Origin of the sequence: Nocardia sp. NPDC056952 (assembly GCF_042674185.1) — a bacterium.
GTDB lineage: Bacteria > Actinomycetota > Actinomycetes > Mycobacteriales > Mycobacteriaceae > Nocardia.
Genome location: NZ_JBHURA010000020.1, coordinates 1 through 17,126 on the forward strand (window position 1 = coordinate 1; position 17,126 = coordinate 17,126).

Genomic DNA, 17,126 nt, shown 5'->3' on the forward strand with positions numbered 1-17,126 from the left:
GGGCACCGGTGCTTGCTCCTTCGTCGCCTACGCACCGGCGCCTGACCGGCGGCCCGGCCGCGGACCGGCCACTTCGCGGCCGTCCCTCCCTAGGGGTCGGGAGTGCGGTGGGTGGGTTGGGTGGGTTGTTGAAGACGGGGACGGGACGGGGACGGGGACGGGTTGTTGTGGGTTCGGTCAGAAGCTGTGTTCTGGGCCGGGGAAGGTGCCTTGGCGGACTTCGGCGGCGTAAGTGGCTGCGGCGGTGCGGAGTTCGTCGCCTACGTTGCCGAAGCGCTTGACGAACTTGGCGGTCTTGCCGCTGGTATAGCCGGCCATGTCCTGCCAGACCAGCACCTGGGCGTCGCAGTCGGCGCCCGCGCCGATGCCGACGGTCGGGATGGTCAGCTTGCGGGTGACCTGGCCCGCGATCTCGGCGGGGACCATTTCCATGACCACCGAGAACGCACCGGCCTCCTGCACGGCGATCGCGTCGGCGACCAGCTGCTCGGCGCCGTCGCCTCGGCCCTGGACACGGAAACCGCCCAGGGTGTTCACGCTCTGCGGGGTGAACCCGATGTGGGCCATCACGGGGATGCCCGCGGAGGTGATCAGCGCGATCTGCTCGGCGACCCGTTCGCCGCCTTCGAGCTTCACCGCGTGCGCGCCACCCTCCTTCATGAAGCGGATGGCGGTCGCCAGAGCCTGCTGCGGCGAGGACTCGTAGGTCCCGAACGGCAGATCGGCGACGACCAGCGCGTGCGGGGCGCCGCGCACGACACCGCGTACGAGCGGGATGAGCTCGTCGACGGTGATCGGCACGGTGGTGTCGTAGCCGTAGACGACATTGGCGGCCGAATCGCCGACCAGGAGCACGGGGATGCCGGCTTCCTCGAACAGCCGCGCGGACGAGTAGTCGTAGGCCGTCAGCATCGACCAGCGCTCACCGTCGGCCTTCATCTGCTGGAGATGCTGGACGCGGGTCTTGCGGCGTGGCTTGTTGTCGGCGGGAGTGGCACCGTAGGCAGGAGTCTGCTCATCGGATACGGACATCATCGTCCCTTTCGTCTGGTTCCTCGAGGCCCATACCGGGTCCCCGGGCTTTTCTGACCATCTCAGTGTGCCACCTGCGCCCGCACGGGTTTAAGGCCCGGCGCCGGTGTGATCGGTCACACCAGCGATTCGGTTACCGTGATGCGAGCCCATTCGGGCGCATTGTGTGCGCCGCAGGGCGCGGAAAGGTGGGCCCACTGTGCAGCGAGGCCGGCTCGTCGTGCTCCTCGGCGCTGTCTCTGCGTTGATCGTCACCGGATGCGGCACCGGCGGGGACAGCGCACCGCGTGCTGAACTGCCTCCGCCCCCACCGGGCCTGAACAGCTTCTACGACCAGCAGATCGATTGGGGCTCGTGCGAGAGCTACGGCAGCCCGGAGGACCGGCTGCCACCCAAAACCGAGTGCGCGCGGATCACCGTGCCGATCGACTACGCGCGCCCGGACGGCCCGACCGCCCAGATCGCCCTCTCCCGGATCCCGGCCACCGGCGAGAAGGTCGGCTCGCTGCTGATGAACCCGGGCGGGCCCGGCGTCTCCGGCCTGTCGATGGTCGGTGTCGGCAACCGCACCGAACTGGCGGAGAAGTTCGATCGGGTCGGGTTCGATCCGCGCGGTGTCGGCTCGTCGCTGCCCTCGATCGTCTGCCTCACCCCGCAGCAGGCCGACGCCGAACGTGCCGAGCCGCCCACCGACAACACGCCGGCGGGCATCGCCGAGGCCGAGGCCGACAACCGTGAGTACGCCGACCGCTGCGCCCAGCGTTCCGGCGTCGACCTGCTCGGTCACGTCGGTACCCGCGAGGTGATCCAGGACATGGATGTCATGCGGGCGGTGCTCGGCGACGCGAAACTGAGCTACCTCGGCTACTCCTACGGCACCCGCCTCGGTTCGGCCTACGCCGAGAAATACCCGCAGAACGTGCGCGCGCTCGTTCTCGACGGCGCCGTCGACTCCTCGCAGGACCCGGTCCAGGAGTCACTGCGTCAGGCGGCGGGCTTCCAGGGCGTGTTCACCGCCTACGCCACCGACTGCGCGAAGAACGCCGACTGCCCGCTCGGCACCGACCCCGCCCAGGCCGTCACCCGTTTCCGCGAGCTGGTCGGACCGCTGGAGAAGACTCCGGCGCCGACCACCGACCCGCGCGGCCTCAGCTACAACGACGCGATCACCGGCGTCCAGCAGGCTCTGTACAGCGACGACCTGTGGCAGATCCTCACCCAGGGCCTCACCGAACTGCGCGCGGGCAGCGGCGACACCCTGCTGCAGCTGGCCGATATGTACGACGGCCGCCGCCAGGACGGCACCTACGCCAACACCCAGGACGCCTTCAACGCGATCCGCTGCGTCGACGATCCGCGCGTCACCGATCCCGCGGTGACCGGCCGTCAGGACACCGAGTACCGCAAGGCCGCCCCGTTCCTCGACGACGGCAAGGGCACCGGCGCCGCCCCGCTGGAACTGTGCGCTGCCTGGCCGGTGCCCAACACCAGCACCCCGCATCGCGTCTCGGCCCCCGGGCTGCCGCCCACCGTCGTGGTCTCCACCACCGACGACCCGGCCACGCCGTATCAGGCCGGTGTCGACCTGGCCGCACAGCTGGGTGCCGACCTGATCACCTTCCGTGGCAATCGGCACACCGCCGCTCTGGTGGCGGGCGATCAGTGTCTCGACACCGCGGTGATCGACTATCTGGTCGATCTCGCCACGCCCGCGCCCGGTCTCACATGCTGAGAGCCACATTTACTCACCGCGCCCCGTCGTGGCCGGTGAGATGTGCGAACGATGTGACGAGATCGCAAACCCGTCTCCGTATGTAACACGGATTTAACGCCGGGTGCTTACGCTCGCCGGTATGGATCGCCAGAAGGAATTCGTGCTGCGGACGCTCGAAGAGCGGGATATCCGCTTCGTCCGTCTCTGGTTCACCGATGTGCTGGGCTACCTCAAGTCCGTCGCCATCGCCCCCGCCGAGCTCGAAGGCGCCTTCGAGGAGGGCATCGGCTTCGACGGCTCGGCCATCGAAGGCTTCGCGCGCGTGTCCGAGGCGGACATGGTCGCACGGCCCGATCCGTCGACCTTCCAGGTGCTGCCGTGGGCCAGCTCCAAGGGTCACCAGCACTCGGCGCGGATGTTCTGCGACATCACCATGCCCGACGGTTCGCCGTCCTGGGCCGACCCGCGCCACGTGCTGCGCCGTCAGCTGAACAAGGCCGCCGACGCGGGCTTCAGCTGCTACGTGCACCCCGAGATCGAGTTCTTCCTGCTGGAGAACAAGCTCAAGGACGGCTACGAGCCGACCCCGGCCGACAACGGCGGCTTCTTCGACCAGGCCGTGCACGACGCGGCGCCGAACTTCCGCCGCCATGCCATCGACTCGCTCGAATCGATGGGCATCTCGGTCGAGTTCAGCCACCACGAGGGCGCTCCCGGCCAGCAGGAGATCGACCTGCGCTACGCCGACGCGCTCTCGATGGCCGACAACGTGATGACGTTCCGCTACCTGATCAAAGAGGTGGCGATCGACGAGGGCGTGCGCGCGACGTTCATGCCCAAGCCGTTCTCCCAGTACCCCGGCTCGGCCATGCACACCCACATGAGCCTGTTCGAGGGCGAGAACAACGCCTTCGCCGATCCCGACGACCCGAACAACCTCTCGGGCACCGCGCGCTCGTTCATCGCAGGCATCCTCGAGCACGCCCCCGAGATCAGCGCGATCACCAACCAGTGGGTCAACTCCTACAAGCGGCTGATCCACGGTGGCGAAGCCCCGACCGCGGCCTCGTGGGGCCGGTCCAACCGGTCGGCGCTGGTGCGGGTGCCGATGTACACCCCGAACAAGTCGTCGTCGCGGCGCGTCGAGATCCGCAGCCCTGATTCCGCCTGCAATCCGTACCTGACCTTCGCGGTGCTGCTGGCCGCGGGTCTGCGCGGTATCGAAAAGGGCTACACGCTGCCCCCCGAGGCCGAGGACGACGTGTGGTCGCTGACCGACGCCGAGCGTCGCGCCATGGGCTTCCGCACCCTGCCCGGCACCCTCGACGAGGCCCTGCAGGCGATGGAGCGCTCCGAGCTGGTCGCCGAAACCCTCGGCGAACACGTCTTCGACTTCTTCCTGCGCAACAAGCGCCGTGAGTGGGCCGACTACCGCTCACAGGTCACTCCCTGGGAGCTGAAGGAATACCTGAGTCTCTGAGTGATCCCGGGCCGCCTTGATCCGGGCTGACCGGATCAAGGCTTCCAGGCCGAAAGCCCGCGGAGTCAGCCGCTAGGATCACAGCTATGGTCCGGCCACCGACTGCCCGCTCCGCTGTACCCGGCGTCGGCCGGCTCGGTTTACTCGAACCGACAGCGGCGGCTTCCCTGCATCAACTCGGCTGGGACAACGTCGACGGGGTGCCGGTGCTCTGGGCACTCTCGCGTTCGCCCGATGCCGACCTCGCCCTGTCCACGCTGGTGCGGCTGCGCGAATCGCTCGAAGACGAATGGCCCGAACTGGATTCGGCGATCCGTTCCGACACCACGTTGCGCGGCAGGCTGTTCGGTTTGCTCGGCTCGTCGACGGCGTTCGGCGACCATCTGGTCGCTGCCCCGGCGGCGTGGAAAGTGCTGCGCGAGAACGAACTTCCCAGCCGTGACGAACTGATCGCCGATCTGCTCGACGCCGTCGACGCGGCGCCGGAGAACGGACCCAACGCGGGGCCGATGCTGTTCCGTGCCGGGATCGCCGGTCCGGAGGCGGTCGCCTTGCTGCGCGGCAGGTACCGCGATCAGCTGATGTTGCTGGCCGCGGTCGACCTCGCCTCCACCGTCGAGAACGAACCGGTGCCGCCGTACCTGGTGGTCGGCAAGCACCTGTCGGATCTGGCCGATGCCGCGCTCACCGCCGCCCTGTCGGTCGCGGTGGCCAGGGTGTGTAAGAACGGCCCGGTGCCGGTGCGCCTCGCGGTGATCGCGATGGGCAAATGTGGTGCGCGAGAACTGAATTACGTCAGTGACGTCGACGTGGTGTTCGTCGCCGAACCGGCCGACGCGACCGCGACCCGGCTCGCCGCGGAGATGATGAGCGTCGCGAGTTCGGCCTTCTTCGAGGTCGACGCCGCACTGCGCCCCGAAGGCAAGGCGGGGGCACTGGTGCGCACCCTCGACTCCCACCTCGCCTACTACAAGCGGTGGGCGCGCACCTGGGAGTTCCAGGCGCTGTTGAAGAACCGGCCGATGACCGGCGATATGGAACTCGGCAAGCAGTACCGCGACGCGCTGATGCCGATGGTCTGGACCGCGTCAGAACGCCCCGACTTCGTCGCCGACGTCCAGGCCATGCGCCGCCGGGTCGAGGACCTGGTCCCCGCCGACATGCGCGAGCGCGAGCTCAAGCTCGGCGCGGGCAGCCTGCGCGATGTCGAATTCGCCGTGCAGCTCCTGCAATTGGTGCACGGCCGGGTCGACGAGGCACTGCATGTCACCAATACCGTCGAAGCGCTCACGGCCCTCGCCGCGGGCGGCTACGTCGGCCGTGAGGACGCCGCCAACCTCACCGCCTCCTACGAATTCCTGCGCCTGCTCGAACACCGCCTGCAATTGCAGCGGCTCAAGCGCACCCACACCCTGCCCGCGGCCGATGACGAGGAGGGCATGCGCTGGCTGGCCCGCGCCGCCCACATCCGGCCCGACGGCCGCCAGGACGCGGTCGGCGTGCTCGATACCGACATCCGCCGCAACGCCGTGCGAGTCCGGCGGTTGCACGCGAAACTGTTCTATCGCCCGCTGCTGGACGCGGTTGCCCGGATGGACTCCGACGCGCTGCGCCTGAGCCCCGACGCCGCCGTCCGCCAGCTCGCCGCCCTCGGCTACGGCGCACCGGCCAACGCGCTCGGCCATCTCAAAGCGCTCACCGGCGGCGTCTCGCGCAAGGGCCGCATCCAGGCACTGCTGCTGCCCACTCTGCTCGAATGGCTCGGTGACACACCGAATCCCGACGCCGGGCTGCTCGCGTACCGCCGGGTGTCGGAGGGGCTCGACGACCAGATCTGGTTCCTGCGCGTGCTGCGTGACGAAGGCGCGGTGGCCCAGCGTCTGATGATCGTGCTCGGTTCCTCGGAGTACCTGCCCGATCTGCTGATCAACGCGCCCGACACCATCCGGATGTACGCCGACGGGCCCGGCGGTCCGCAGCTGCTCAGCACGAAACCCGAAGACGTCGCCCGCGGCATGCAGACCGCGGCCGCCCGCTACGACGACCCGAAACGTGCTGTCGCGGCGGCACGTTCACTGCGCCGCCACGAACTGGCCAGGGTCGCCTCGGCCGATGTGCTCGGCATGCTGGACGTCCCGCAGGTGTGCGCGGCGCTGTCGTCGGTGTGGGTCGCGGTGCTCGAGGCGGCGCTGAGCGCGGTCATCCGCGCCTCGGAGGCCGAACGCGCAGCGCCCGCGCCCGCCGACTTCGCGGTGATCGGCATGGGCAGGCTCGGCGGGATGGAACTGGGCTACGGCTCCGACGCCGACGTGCTGTTCGTCTGCGATCCGCGCCCCGGTGAAGACGAGGCCACGGCCGTGAAATGGGCCAACGGGATCGCCGAGAAGGTGCAGCGGCTGCTCGGCGCACCGAGCGTCGACCCGCCGCTGCAGGTCGACGCGGGCCTGCGCCCGGAGGGCCGCAACGGGCCCCTGGTGCGAACGCTGACCGCCTATCAGGCCTATTACGCGCAATGGGCCCAGCCGTGGGAGGTGCAGGCGCTGCTGCGCGCGCACCAGGTGGCGGGCGATCAGGATCTGGGCGTGCGCTTCCTGCACGTCATCGACCCGATCCGCTATCCGACCGGCGGGGTGTCGGAGGAATCGGTCCGCGAGATCCGCCGCATCAAGGCGCGCGTCGACTCCGAGCGGCTTCCGCGCGGTGCCAACCCGTCGACCCACACCAAGCTGGGCCGCGGCGGCCTGGCCGATATCGAATGGACCGTCCAGCTCCTGCAACTGCGCCACGCGCACGAGATACCCGCGCTGCACAACACCTCGACCCTGCAGTCGCTCGACGTGATCGAAGCCGAGGGCATCCTCGAGCCCGAGGACGTCGCGCTCCTGCGTGAATCGTGGATCACCGCCACCGCCGCCCGCAACGCCCTCGTCCTGGTCAAGGGCAAGCCGACCGACCAGCTCCCCGGCCCGGGCCAGCTGCTCTCGGCGGTGGCCCGAGTAGCCGGCTGGCCCAACGACGACGGCAGCGAGTTCCTCGACACCTACATGCGCATCACCCGGCGCGCGAAGGCCGTCGTCGAGCGCGTGTTCGGGGGATAGTCCGGACATGAAAAAGCCCCGCACCACTGGTGCGGGGCTTTTTCAGTTCACGCCGAAATCAGATGGCGCGGACGTCCTGGGCCTGGGGGCCCTTCTGGCCCTGGCCGACCTCGAACTCCACCCGCTGTCCCTCTTCGAGGGACTTGAAGCCCGAGCCGCCGATAGCCGAGTAGTGAACGAAGACGTCGGGGCCGCCTCCGTCTTGGGCGATGAAGCCGAAGCCCTTTTCGCCGTTGAACCACTTGACGGTGCCTTGAGTCATGTTTTAAAAGTCTTTTCCGTAGGTGAGCCATGGCGATCACTTGCGATCAGCCCAGTCTCAGCAACCCAGTATGCCATACTCGCCAGCAAACCGCGCCTCGCGATCTGTCACACCGCGATGTGGGCGGCGTATGCCGTGGAAAACCGGCGTGTTGCGTCGGTCGGCAACCAATGCCTGCGCCCCTGTCACATCGCGTCGCGGACTGTGCCAATCTGGGCGGTATGGGTGAGATGAACGCGGGGCGTGGCGGGCACGTCGACCTGGCCATGCGGGTGCTCGACGCGCACGTGGCGTTCACCAAGCAGCAGTTGCGTGAACCCGCCGGGTTCCTCGAGTTCGTCACCGAGGAGATCGACGGCGCGCTCGAGGAGGCCGCGGAGCTGACCCTCGCGCAGGCGGTGACCCGTGAGCAGATCAAAGCGGTCGCGCACAAATTCGCCGTCCAGGTTCCCGTCGAGGGCGCGATTCCCGAACTCGTCGGTGAGATCGCCACCCGCCTGTACAACCATCGCGCCAACGACGAGATCGAGGTCGGTGAGCTCGTCGACAACCGCCGCTTCGACGAGCTGGTCGACGGCGTCGCCGATCTGGATCTCACCCACCGGCTGGTGCGGCTGGTGCTCAACAGCCCGGTGACCGTCGACGCGTGCGTCGAGGCGGTCCAGCGCGCGGTGGTCACCGCGGTCGACGACGGTTTGCACCCCGAAGGCGGCGGCCTGGCCAGGACGCTGCGCGGTGCGCTGTCGCGCCTGGCCGAACCGGCGATGCCCGCGATCGAGCACGGCGTCGGCAGGCTCACCCGCACCGGTGCGCGATTCGTGTTGCGCGGCAACAGCGGTGACGCCGACGAGGTGTTGCTCGACAGCGCGCGCGAGACCTGGCGCAAACACACCGGCGACGCGGTCGGCTCGTTCCGTGATCTGGTCTCGGCCACCGACGTCGAAGACATCGTCGTGCTCGTCTTCGAATTCTGGCGCACCTTCCGCGATACCGACTACTTCCGTGCCCTGCTCGACGAGGGCGTGGACCACGTCTTCGACAAATACGGCGACACCCCCCTTGCCGAATTACTGGCTGAGCTGGGCGTAGGGCGCGCGGAGATGCTCGAGGAGGCGCTGCGTTTCGGCCCGCCGGTCCTCGAAACACTCGACGAGCGCGGTTATCTCGACACCGTGCTGCGTCGCAGGCTGGCGCCGTTCTACGCTTCGGACGCCTTCCGGGCCGCGGTGTCCGGGATGGAGTAATCGCGCCAGTTCCGTTCGGCCGCTGGCATGTCGGGATGTGTCGGTACGATTCGTGCAACGATGGGGCGCTTGTCTGCCACCGGATCTCGATCGAAAGGCTGCCGTGACACGTCTGTCCACCCTGCTCGACCAGATCGACTCCGGTGCTGTGCTGCTGCCCGAATTCCAGCGTGGCTACGTGTGGAACCGCGACCAGGTGCGTGGACTCATGCGGTCGCTGTATCTCGGGTATCCGGTCGGTGGGTTGCTGGTGTGGGAGACCGGGTCCGAGGAGATCGCGGTACGCGGGTCGACGACCGGCTCGGGGCTGCGCCAGTTGCTGCTCGACGGTCAGCAGCGCATCACCACCCTGTACGGGATCATGCGCGGGACAGCGCCGTCGTTCTTCGAAGGCGACGAGATCGCCTTCACCGGTCTGCATTTCGATGTCGAGCGTGAGCTCTTCGAATTCCAGGTGCCCGGCCGCGACACCGCGCCGGCCTGGATCGACATCACCGAACTGTTCGCCCAGGGGCCGATGCACTACCTGGCCAGGTTCCCGGACGAGTCACCGGAAACCCTTGCCCTCTATCTCGATCGGCTGAACAAGGTTCGCGAGGTGGCCAACCGCGAGTTCAACGTCGAGACCATCACCGGATCGGATCGCACGGTCGACGAGGTGGTCGACATCTTCAACCGGGTCAACTCCGGCGGCACCAAACTGTCCAAGGGCGACCTCGCGCTGGCCACCCTGTGCGCGCAGTGGCCGCAGGCCCGCGGCAACCTGCGCGACCACCTGATCCGCTGGGACAAAGACGGCTACACGTTCACCCTGGACTGGTTGCTGCGCAACGTGATCGCCGTCGGCAACGGCCGCGCGCACTTCGACGCACTCGGCGATCTGGCGCCCGCGGAATTCGAGCAGGCCCTGGTGGCCACCACGAAACAGGTCGACACCTTCCTCGACACGGTGGCGGGCCGGCTCGGCCTCGACCACGACCGAGTCCTGATGGGGCGCTACGCGATTCCCGTGATCACCCGCCTGCTGTTCCTCAACGGCGGCCGCTTCGACGACGACCTGCACCGCGACCGGGTGCTGTACTGGTACGTGCATTCCGCGCTCTGGGGCCGGTTCAGCGGCTCCACCGAGACGTTCCTGCAACAGGACTACGACACGCTCGAACGCGGCGGCATCAACGCGCTGATCGGCTCGCTGGAACGGCTGCGCGGTGGCTCGCTCGACCTGTGCGCCGACGATTTCGCCGGTGCCACTCGCGGTTCCCGGTTCTATCCACTGCTGTACATGCTGACCCGCGTCGACGGTTCCCGCGATCTCGGCACCGGGACCGAACTCGGCATCGAGCAGTTCGGCGAGCGCACCCCGGTGCAGGTGCACTACCTGTTCCCGAAAACCCTGCTGCGCGATGCCGGTTACGAACGCAACGAGATCAACGCGATCGCCAACTTCTGCTTCCTCGGCCCCGGCTCCGAGGCCGAGCTCGGCGAGCGTGAGCCCGCCGACTACTTCGCCGAGGTGGAACGGCGCAACCCGGGTGTGCTCGCCTCGCAGTGGATTCCGACCGATCCGTCGCTGTGGCGGGTGGAGAACTACCGTGAGTTCCTGCGGGCCCGCCGCAAGATGCTCTCCGCCTCGGCGGACGCGTTCCTCGAAAAGCTGCGCACCGGCAAACTGCACCGCCCGACCCTGCTGACGGTGGGTGTGGCCGGGGTGACCATCGGCGATCCCGCGGTGGACCAGGTCAACGCGCTCGTCGACGATCTCGTCGCCGACGGCTTCGGCTTCCCGCTGCTCGACAGTGAGGTCTCCGACCCGGTCACCGGCCGCGAACTCGCTGTCGCCGAAGCCTTTTGGCCCGAGGGCCTGCAGCCGGGCGTCGGCATGCCGGTGGTGCTCGTGCTCGAGCCGTCCAATGCCGACCTCACCCGTTTCGCCCAGCTGGGCTACGCGGTGTTCACCTCTGTCGACGCCCTGCGCGGCTATGTCGACAACCTGCGCGTGGAAGCCTCCGGCGACAGCGGCATCGACGGCCCGGTCGGCGATCTGGCCGCGTTGGCCGACCGTCTGCCCGCCACCTGGGTCGGCAATTCCGAACAGGTCTGGTTCCGCTTCGCCTGGAACCTGCTGGAGCGCGACCGCGCCGAGGGCCCCGACGCGCTGCTCGGTCCCGAACAGCTCGCCCTGCGCTACATCGCTCTGTGGGCGCTCACCCGCACCTTCTACATCCACGCCTTCGACCAGGGCAACCCCGGCGAATGGCGCTACTACCTCGGCGACGCCATCGGCCCGAGCCCGCTGGTCCCGCGTGCGTGGCTGGCTCAGCGGGCCGTCGAATCCGGTGCGCTGGCCCCCGGCATGCCGCCCGGCGACGAAGACATCGCGATCGCGCTCGTTCACGGCGTCATCGAGACCGTCGACGAGGTCGCCACCGCGCTGTCCCACCTCCTCGGCGGGCCCGGTCTGTTCGCCTCCCTGTGGGCGTCGGCGGGCGCGGCCGAACACTACGGCTACCCCCTGTCCACCGATCAGATCAACGACCTCATCAACCAGGTGGTCAACGATCCCGAGTCCCGAAAGATCCAGGCCTACAACTGGATCGAGGCAGGTCTGCCGCTCTAGGGCCTACCGGTCGCGCGCTGGAAGGTCGAGACGAAGTCGGTCAGCGCGGTGCGGTCCTCGAGGTCGGCCGGTCGGTAGCCGCGGTCGGCTTCGACCGTGATCGCGGTGCCCGCGCCGACGCGCAGCTCATCCCAGCAGACCGGGAGAACCGGGAGCTGCACGGTGCGCTCACCGACGGTCAGGGTGATCGCCGAGGTGTACTTGTTCGCGACGGTCATCAGCTCCTCGACGGCCCGCTCGGTGAGTGGACCCGCGGCGGAGAATTCTTCGAGGTACACGGTCACCTCCCTTCCGGCGGCCAGTGTAGGTCCTCGCGGAGTTCCCAAGACAGCCGCAAGCGACCTGAAAGCGGCGCCGCTTAGGGTGACCTCATGATGCGTAAACGGTTGGAACGAGCGTTGCTCGTCCTGGGGTGGGGCGCGGTGGTCGCGGCGGTGGCCGGGATCGTGTTGCATGTCGTGGACTGGCGCCAGAAGTCGATGGTGCTGTTGGCGTCGGGGGCGATGTGGTTGATGCTCGGTGCGGTCGTGGGGCTGTTGCTGTTGCTGCTCGCCCGAGGCTGGCGCAGCTCAGGGGCGGCGGCACTGGTGCTGGCCGGTGCCGCGTGGTTGGTGGTGCCGTCCTACATTCCGGAGGCCAGGGCCGCCGATGGGCCGGAACTGGTGGTGATGCAGTCGAACATCCTGTTCGGCAAGGCCGATCCGGTCGCCGTGGTCGGTGCCGTGCGGGAGAACAACGTCGACGTGCTCACCGTCGAGGAGTTGACCATCGACTCGATCACGGGTCTGCGTGTGGCCGGACTCGAAGAACGACTGCCCTACTCCTACCTGGAACCGGCGCAGTCCGGTGGTGGCGGCACCGGCATCTACAGCCGATACCCGTTGCGTGACACCAAGAAATACGACGGCTTCATCATGAGCAACATCTCCGCGACGATGCAACATCCACAGCGTGGACCGATGCCGGTCTTCGCTTTCCATCCGATTCCGCCGAACCTCGACTTCGGCGCCTGGTCGGTCGAGATGCGCCGGGTCGACGAGATCCTCGCGGCGACCAGCGCACCGGCGATCGTCGGCGCGGATTTCAATGCCACGCAAGATCATTCGGCGTATCGCGCGCTGCTCGACGGCGCGTTCGCCTCGGCCGCGGACCAGACCGGCGACGGTGTCCTGCTCACCTACCCGGCGGATCGCCGGTGGGGACCGGTGATCGGGATCGATCACATCCTCGTCGCAGGTGGGGTGGCCGAACAGATCCGCACGCTCACCATCCCCGGCTCCGACCATCGCGCGGTGCTGGCCACGATCCGAATGGACCTGTGACAGCGGTCGTTTACCATGTGAGCGCTCGATCGCGGACCGCTAGGCGTCCGCGTCATTTTTGGGGAGGACAGCGCATGAGAAGACATCGGTTCGGCGCGACCATGGCAGCTTTGATGAGTATCGGCATGCTCGTATCCGGTTGCGGCGCGACAACTGTCGCGAGCGACCAGGCGCAGCCGATCATGGACAATCCATGGGAGGTGGCGGGCGCGGCGTCGTCCACCGGTCCCAGCGGGTCCCGTCCCGGTGTGCCCGACACCGACAAGAAGGCCGACAACGGCGACAACGGCAAGATCGACAAGCTCGCTCTCAACGCCATCGCAGACATCGAAGAGTACTGGCAGACAGAGTATTCCAAGACTTTTCGCGGCAATTTCAAGCCCGCCTCGAAGTACATCTCGTGGTCGGCGAAAGCGCCGGAGTCGGAGTCGGTGCAGTTCTGCAAGAGCAGCACCTACAAGCTGGTGAACGCCGCGTACTGCCCGCTCGACCACACCATCGGCTGGGACCGCACCGTCCTGCTGCCGCTGCTGGTCGACAAGTACAAGGAGATGTCGGTGGTGATGGTGCTCGCCCACGAATACGGGCACGCCATCCAGTCCCAGGCCGACCTGTTGCGCGGGTTCCTCACCGACGCGCTGGTCAAGGAGCAGCAGGCCGACTGCCTGGCCGGTGTGTTCCTTCGCCATGTGGCAGAGGGCAATTCGAAGCACTTCACGCTCAACACCACCGACGGGCTCAACGGTGTGCTCGGCGCGACCGTCGCCGTGCGCGACCGCGACCCCAATGATCCCGACGCCGTGCACGGTTCGGCGTTCGAGCGGGTGACGGCGGTGCAGATGGGTTACACCCAGGGCGCCAAGTCGTGCAAGGACATCAACGAGGACGAGATCGAGAAGCGTCGCGCCGGTCTGCCCGTCACTTTCGAAGAGGGGGAGCGCGACGAGCAGCTGCCGGTGAACAAGGAGACCCTGACCACCCTCGCGGCCCAGCTCGGCAAGTCGATGCCGGTGAAGACCGCGCCGAAGTTCGACTACGCCGGCGTCACCCGTAACTGCGCGTCGACGACCACCACCGAGCCGGTGTCCTACTGCCCGGGCTCGAACACCATCGGTACCGATGTCCCCGCCATGGCCAAGCGCGCGGGGGAGGGGTCCAGTGCCAAGGAGGAGCCGCTGTCAGCGGTCGTCACCGGCGACTACAACGCGGCCGCGGTCTTCGTGTCCCGCTATGCCCTCGCGGTGCAGCAGGATCGCAAGCTGTCGCTGTCGGGCGCCGAGTCGGCGGGCCTGCGCACGGCGTGCCTGACGGGCGTGCTCACCACGAAACTCAGTGAGCCGAACAGCGATCCGCGCCTGTCGGCCGGTGACCTCGACGAGGCGGTCTCGGGCCTGCTCGCCGACGGTCTCGCCGCCTCCGACGTCAACGGCAAGGTGGTGCCGAGCGGATATCAGCGCCTCGAGGCGTTCCGCACCGGCGTCCTCAGCGGCGAGCAGGCCTGCCTGAACCAGTTCAAGTAGTCAGCGCGATGTAGGCAGTGACCGCAGGGAGCTGAGGGTGTTCGCCACCGCGCGGGCAGCCTCGGCTCCCTTGGTCACGAAGTGGTTGGTGTAGTAGTCCACGTGCTCGCTGTGCTCGTGGAAGTGGTGCGGGGTGAGCACTACCGAGAACACCGGCACATCGGTGTCGAGCTGCACGCGCATCAGGCCGTCGATCACCGCGGAGGCGACGAAGTCGTGGCGGTAGATGCCGCCGTCGACGACCAGGGCAGCGGCGACGATCGCGTCGTAGCGGCCGGTGCGGGCCAGGCGTTGGGCATGCAGCGGGATCTCGAAGGCGCCGGGGACGTCGAACACTTCGACGACCTCGGGATCGAACCCGAAGCCGGTGTATTCGGCGAGGAAGCCCTCGTGCGCCTTGTTGACGATGGAGCTGTGCCAGCTGGCGCGGATGAAGGCAACGGCGCCGGTAGACGTGGTCATGAGTGGTAAGTCTACTAGTGTCGCCCGAGCAAAAACTTACTGACCGGTAACATGGGTTGACAGCCAGTCGGTGACATCGCCGAGTACCTTCGCGCGCTCGGGCTCGTTGAACACCTCGTGGTAGAGCCCGGGATAGCGCAGCACTGTCACGTCGGTCGAGCCCGCGTCACGTTCGAGCAGATCGGCGCTCGACGGTGACGCGATCACGTCGGCGGTGCCGTGTACTACCAGCAGCGGCGCGGTGAGCGCGCCGAGACGCTGCTTCACCAGCGCGGTGTGCTGCAGGATCTCCACCGCGGTGCGCGCGGGCAGCTTGCCGCGGAACACCAGCGGGTCTTCGTCGTAGGCGCGCACCACCTCGGGATCGCGGCTGATCGTGGACGAATCCAGGGTCAGCACACCGAGATTCGGTGCGAACCGGGTGAGCAGGGGAGCGGCGAGGCGCTGGAGCGGATTGCCGAGCGGGATGTCCAGCGGCGGCGCGGACACGACGATGCCCGCCACGTCGACCGGTCCACGGGTCGCCTGGTGCAGGACCACCAGGCTGCCCATCGAATGCCCGAGCAGGAATCGGGGGACACCGGGATGGGCGGCGCCCGCGAGATCGAGCAGGGTCGCGACATTGTCGGCGGCGCCCTGCATCGAACCGATATTGGCCGCCGGGCCCTCGGACAGGCCGTGCCCGATGTGGTCGAGCGCGTAGACCGCGAAGCCGGCCTCGGCCAGGGTGGTGCCGACGTGTTCGTAGCGGCCCGAGTGTTCGGCGACGCCGTGCACCAGCACCACCACCGCGCGCGGTGCGGACTCCGGTTGCCATGCGCGCCAGGCGATCTTGCCGCCGTGGCCTGCGAACTCGCCGGTGTCGGTCGTCATCGGGGCGCTCCTCCTGCTTCGGGCGCCGCGGCGAGCCGCTCGATGAGACGCCGGTTGAACTCGATCAGCCGAGCGTAGTTGAGTCGCGAGATCCGCTCGTCGGTTCCGTGGATCCGTTCCAGATCCGCCGCGGTCAACACGATCGGCGCGAAATTGCAGCGGGTCGCGGCCAGGCCGTCGTAGTGGCGTGAATCGGTGGCGCCGGGCACGATCCCGGTGGTGGTCACGATCCCGGGCACCACGCTCGACGCCAGCTCGGCGACCATGTCGAACGCCGGACCCGGCCCGTGGAACCGCGAGGGCTCCGACGCGGGCCCGACGAGGTCGATCGCCACGCCGATATCGCGGATCACCCTGGTGCAGTGCGCCAGCACCGCTGCCACCGAATCACCGGGCAGGATACGGAAATTCACCAGCGCCTCGGCGCTCTGCGGGAGCACATTGGCCTTCACCCCGCCGCTGATCACGGTGGGCGCGGTGGTGGTGCGCACCAGCGCCTCGGTGGTCGGGCCCGTCGCCATGATGCGGGCGACGAGCGGTCCGGTCAGTTTGGACAGCCCGCGTGCGTCGGTGAGCTCGAGCAGCCGGCGTCGTGGTTCGGGCAGCGCCTCGCGCATGCGGGCGAGCATGTCGCTGATCACCGGCGTCAGCCGCAGTGGCATCGGATGGTCCTGCACGCGCGCGACCGCGCGTGCCAGCCGTCCCACCGCGGTCTGCTTGCCGGGCATCGAGGAGTGCCCGCCGGTCTCGGTGACCGAAAGCCGTACCGTCGCATAGCCCTTCTCGCCGAGCATGATGCTGGCCACCGGCCGGTCGACCCCGTCGGCGACGCCGTCGGTGATCACCCCGCCCTCGTCGAGCAGCAGCTCCGCGCGCACGTCCTGGTCGCGCAGGTGCTGGGCCATCCGGACCGCGCCGCCGTCACCGAAGACCTCTTCGTCGTGACCGAAAGCGAGGAACATGGTGTGGCGCGGGCGAATTCCGGTTTCCAGCGCCGACTCGACCGCTTCCAGGACGGCGAGCACGCGGCTCTTGTCGTCGATCGCGCCACGGCCCCAGATGAATTCGTCGTCGACGACACCGTCGAACGGGGGATGGGTCCAGCGTTGCGCGTCGTCGACCGGCACCACGTCCTGGTGGGCGAGCAGGATCGCCGACACCGCACCCGGCTCGGCGCCCTCCCAGCGGTAGAGCCTGCTGTGGCCGAAGGTCGTCAAGGTCAGTTCGGCGTGCACGCGGGGGAACGATGTCTCGAGGTGGGTGGCCAGGCGCGCGAACTCCGCGGTGGCGGTGTGCGCGGGATCTTCGGTCGACACCGTCACGCACTGCAGCGCGACAGCCAGCCGCTGGGCGACCTCGTCATCGACGCCCTCGGTGACGGGGGCCGGGGTGGGGTTCTCGGTGATCGGGCGCATCTCAGCCATTGTGGCCCGTGGCGAGGACCCACGCCCGCCGAACGTGCCCGAAACGCCGGGATCGTCGCGCGGTGTGATGCGGTCAGA

13 protein-coding genes are annotated in these 17,126 nt (G+C 68.3%); 7 read left to right on the top strand and 6 right to left on the bottom strand.

Annotation, left to right across the window (positions count from 1 at the left end; all coding sequences use genetic code 11):
- Positions 1 to 177 precede the first annotated feature (177 nt).
- Positions 178 to 1,032, bottom strand: coding sequence for a 3-methyl-2-oxobutanoate hydroxymethyltransferase (gene panB / locus ACFTS5_RS33435; protein WP_378639174.1), 855 nt, complete (start codon positions 1,030 to 1,032; stop codon positions 178 to 180).
- A gap of 199 nt (positions 1,033 to 1,231) precedes the next feature.
- On the opposite strand from panB, the gene ACFTS5_RS33440 reads away from it, so the two are divergent.
- The 3 genes from ACFTS5_RS33440 (at position 1,232) to ACFTS5_RS33450 (ending at position 7,324) form a co-directional block, all read left to right on the top strand.
- Positions 1,232 to 2,764: an alpha/beta hydrolase gene (locus ACFTS5_RS33440; protein ID WP_378639176.1), complete on the top strand. Its 1,533-nt coding sequence runs from the start codon at positions 1,232 to 1,234 to the stop codon at positions 2,762 to 2,764.
- Positions 2,765 to 2,885: 121 nt separating this feature from the next.
- Entirely contained in the window at positions 2,886 to 4,226 is a 1,341-nt protein-coding gene (gene glnA, locus ACFTS5_RS33445; RefSeq protein WP_378639179.1) for a type I glutamate--ammonia ligase, read from the top strand.
- An 86-nt stretch (positions 4,227 to 4,312) separates the two neighbouring features.
- Positions 4,313 to 7,324 (top strand): bifunctional [glutamine synthetase] adenylyltransferase/[glutamine synthetase]-adenylyl-L-tyrosine phosphorylase, encoded by a 3,012-nt coding sequence (locus ACFTS5_RS33450; RefSeq protein ID WP_378639181.1) that lies wholly within the window; start codon positions 4,313 to 4,315, stop codon positions 7,322 to 7,324.
- Positions 7,325 to 7,382: 58 nt separating this feature from the next.
- Here ACFTS5_RS33450 and ACFTS5_RS33455 read toward each other — a convergent pair whose 3' ends face one another.
- Positions 7,383 to 7,586 carry a cold-shock protein gene (locus tag ACFTS5_RS33455; protein WP_056821080.1) on the bottom strand — a complete coding sequence of 68 codons (204 nt, stop codon included), beginning with the start codon at positions 7,584 to 7,586 and terminating at the stop codon, positions 7,383 to 7,385.
- A gap of 221 nt (positions 7,587 to 7,807) precedes the next feature.
- On the opposite strand from ACFTS5_RS33455, the gene ACFTS5_RS33460 reads away from it, so the two are divergent.
- Together ACFTS5_RS33460 and ACFTS5_RS33465 are read left to right on the top strand one after the other, a co-directional pair.
- Positions 7,808 to 8,830, top strand: a complete 1,023-nt coding sequence (locus ACFTS5_RS33460; RefSeq protein WP_378639184.1) for a hypothetical protein — start codon at positions 7,808 to 7,810, stop codon at positions 8,828 to 8,830.
- A 103-nt stretch (positions 8,831 to 8,933) separates the two neighbouring features.
- Entirely contained in the window at positions 8,934 to 11,447 is a 2,514-nt protein-coding gene (locus ACFTS5_RS33465; protein WP_378639186.1) for a DUF262 domain-containing protein, read from the top strand.
- On the opposite strand, the gene ACFTS5_RS33470 is transcribed toward ACFTS5_RS33465, so the two are convergent.
- Positions 11,444 to 11,725, bottom strand: a complete 282-nt coding sequence (locus tag ACFTS5_RS33470; RefSeq protein WP_378639189.1) for a hypothetical protein — start codon at positions 11,723 to 11,725, stop codon at positions 11,444 to 11,446. The genes ACFTS5_RS33465 and ACFTS5_RS33470 overlap by 4 nt on opposite strands.
- Positions 11,726 to 11,818: 93 nt before the next feature.
- Between ACFTS5_RS33470 and ACFTS5_RS33475 the strand changes: the two genes are divergently transcribed.
- Both ACFTS5_RS33475 and ACFTS5_RS33480 read left to right on the top strand, forming a co-directional pair.
- Complete coding sequence (locus ACFTS5_RS33475; protein ID WP_378639191.1) at positions 11,819 to 12,769, top strand: endonuclease/exonuclease/phosphatase family protein; 951 nt, start codon at positions 11,819 to 11,821, stop codon at positions 12,767 to 12,769.
- A 74-nt stretch (positions 12,770 to 12,843) separates the two neighbouring features.
- Positions 12,844 to 14,289 (top strand): metallopeptidase, encoded by a 1,446-nt coding sequence (locus ACFTS5_RS33480; protein WP_378639193.1) that lies wholly within the window; start codon positions 12,844 to 12,846, stop codon positions 14,287 to 14,289.
- Here the strand turns inward: ACFTS5_RS33480 and ACFTS5_RS33485 are convergent, their stop codons facing one another.
- Genes ACFTS5_RS33485 through ACFTS5_RS33495 form a run of 3 tightly spaced genes read right to left on the bottom strand, consistent with a single transcriptional unit; the run spans position 14,290 to position 17,039 of the window.
- Positions 14,290 to 14,751 (bottom strand): 6,7-dimethyl-8-ribityllumazine synthase, encoded by a 462-nt coding sequence (locus tag ACFTS5_RS33485; protein ID WP_358071185.1) that lies wholly within the window; start codon positions 14,749 to 14,751, stop codon positions 14,290 to 14,292. It abuts the gene before it with no gap.
- 36 nt (positions 14,752 to 14,787) lie between these two features.
- Positions 14,788 to 15,624: an alpha/beta hydrolase gene (locus tag ACFTS5_RS33490; protein WP_378639196.1), complete on the bottom strand. Its 837-nt coding sequence runs from the start codon at positions 15,622 to 15,624 to the stop codon at positions 14,788 to 14,790.
- On the bottom strand, positions 15,621 to 17,039 hold the full coding sequence (locus ACFTS5_RS33495) for a M20/M25/M40 family metallo-hydrolase (RefSeq protein WP_378639198.1): 1,419 nt from the start codon (positions 17,037 to 17,039) through the stop codon (positions 15,621 to 15,623). The genes ACFTS5_RS33490 and ACFTS5_RS33495 overlap by 4 nt, the downstream gene beginning before the upstream one ends.
- Positions 17,040 to 17,126 lie beyond the last annotated feature (87 nt).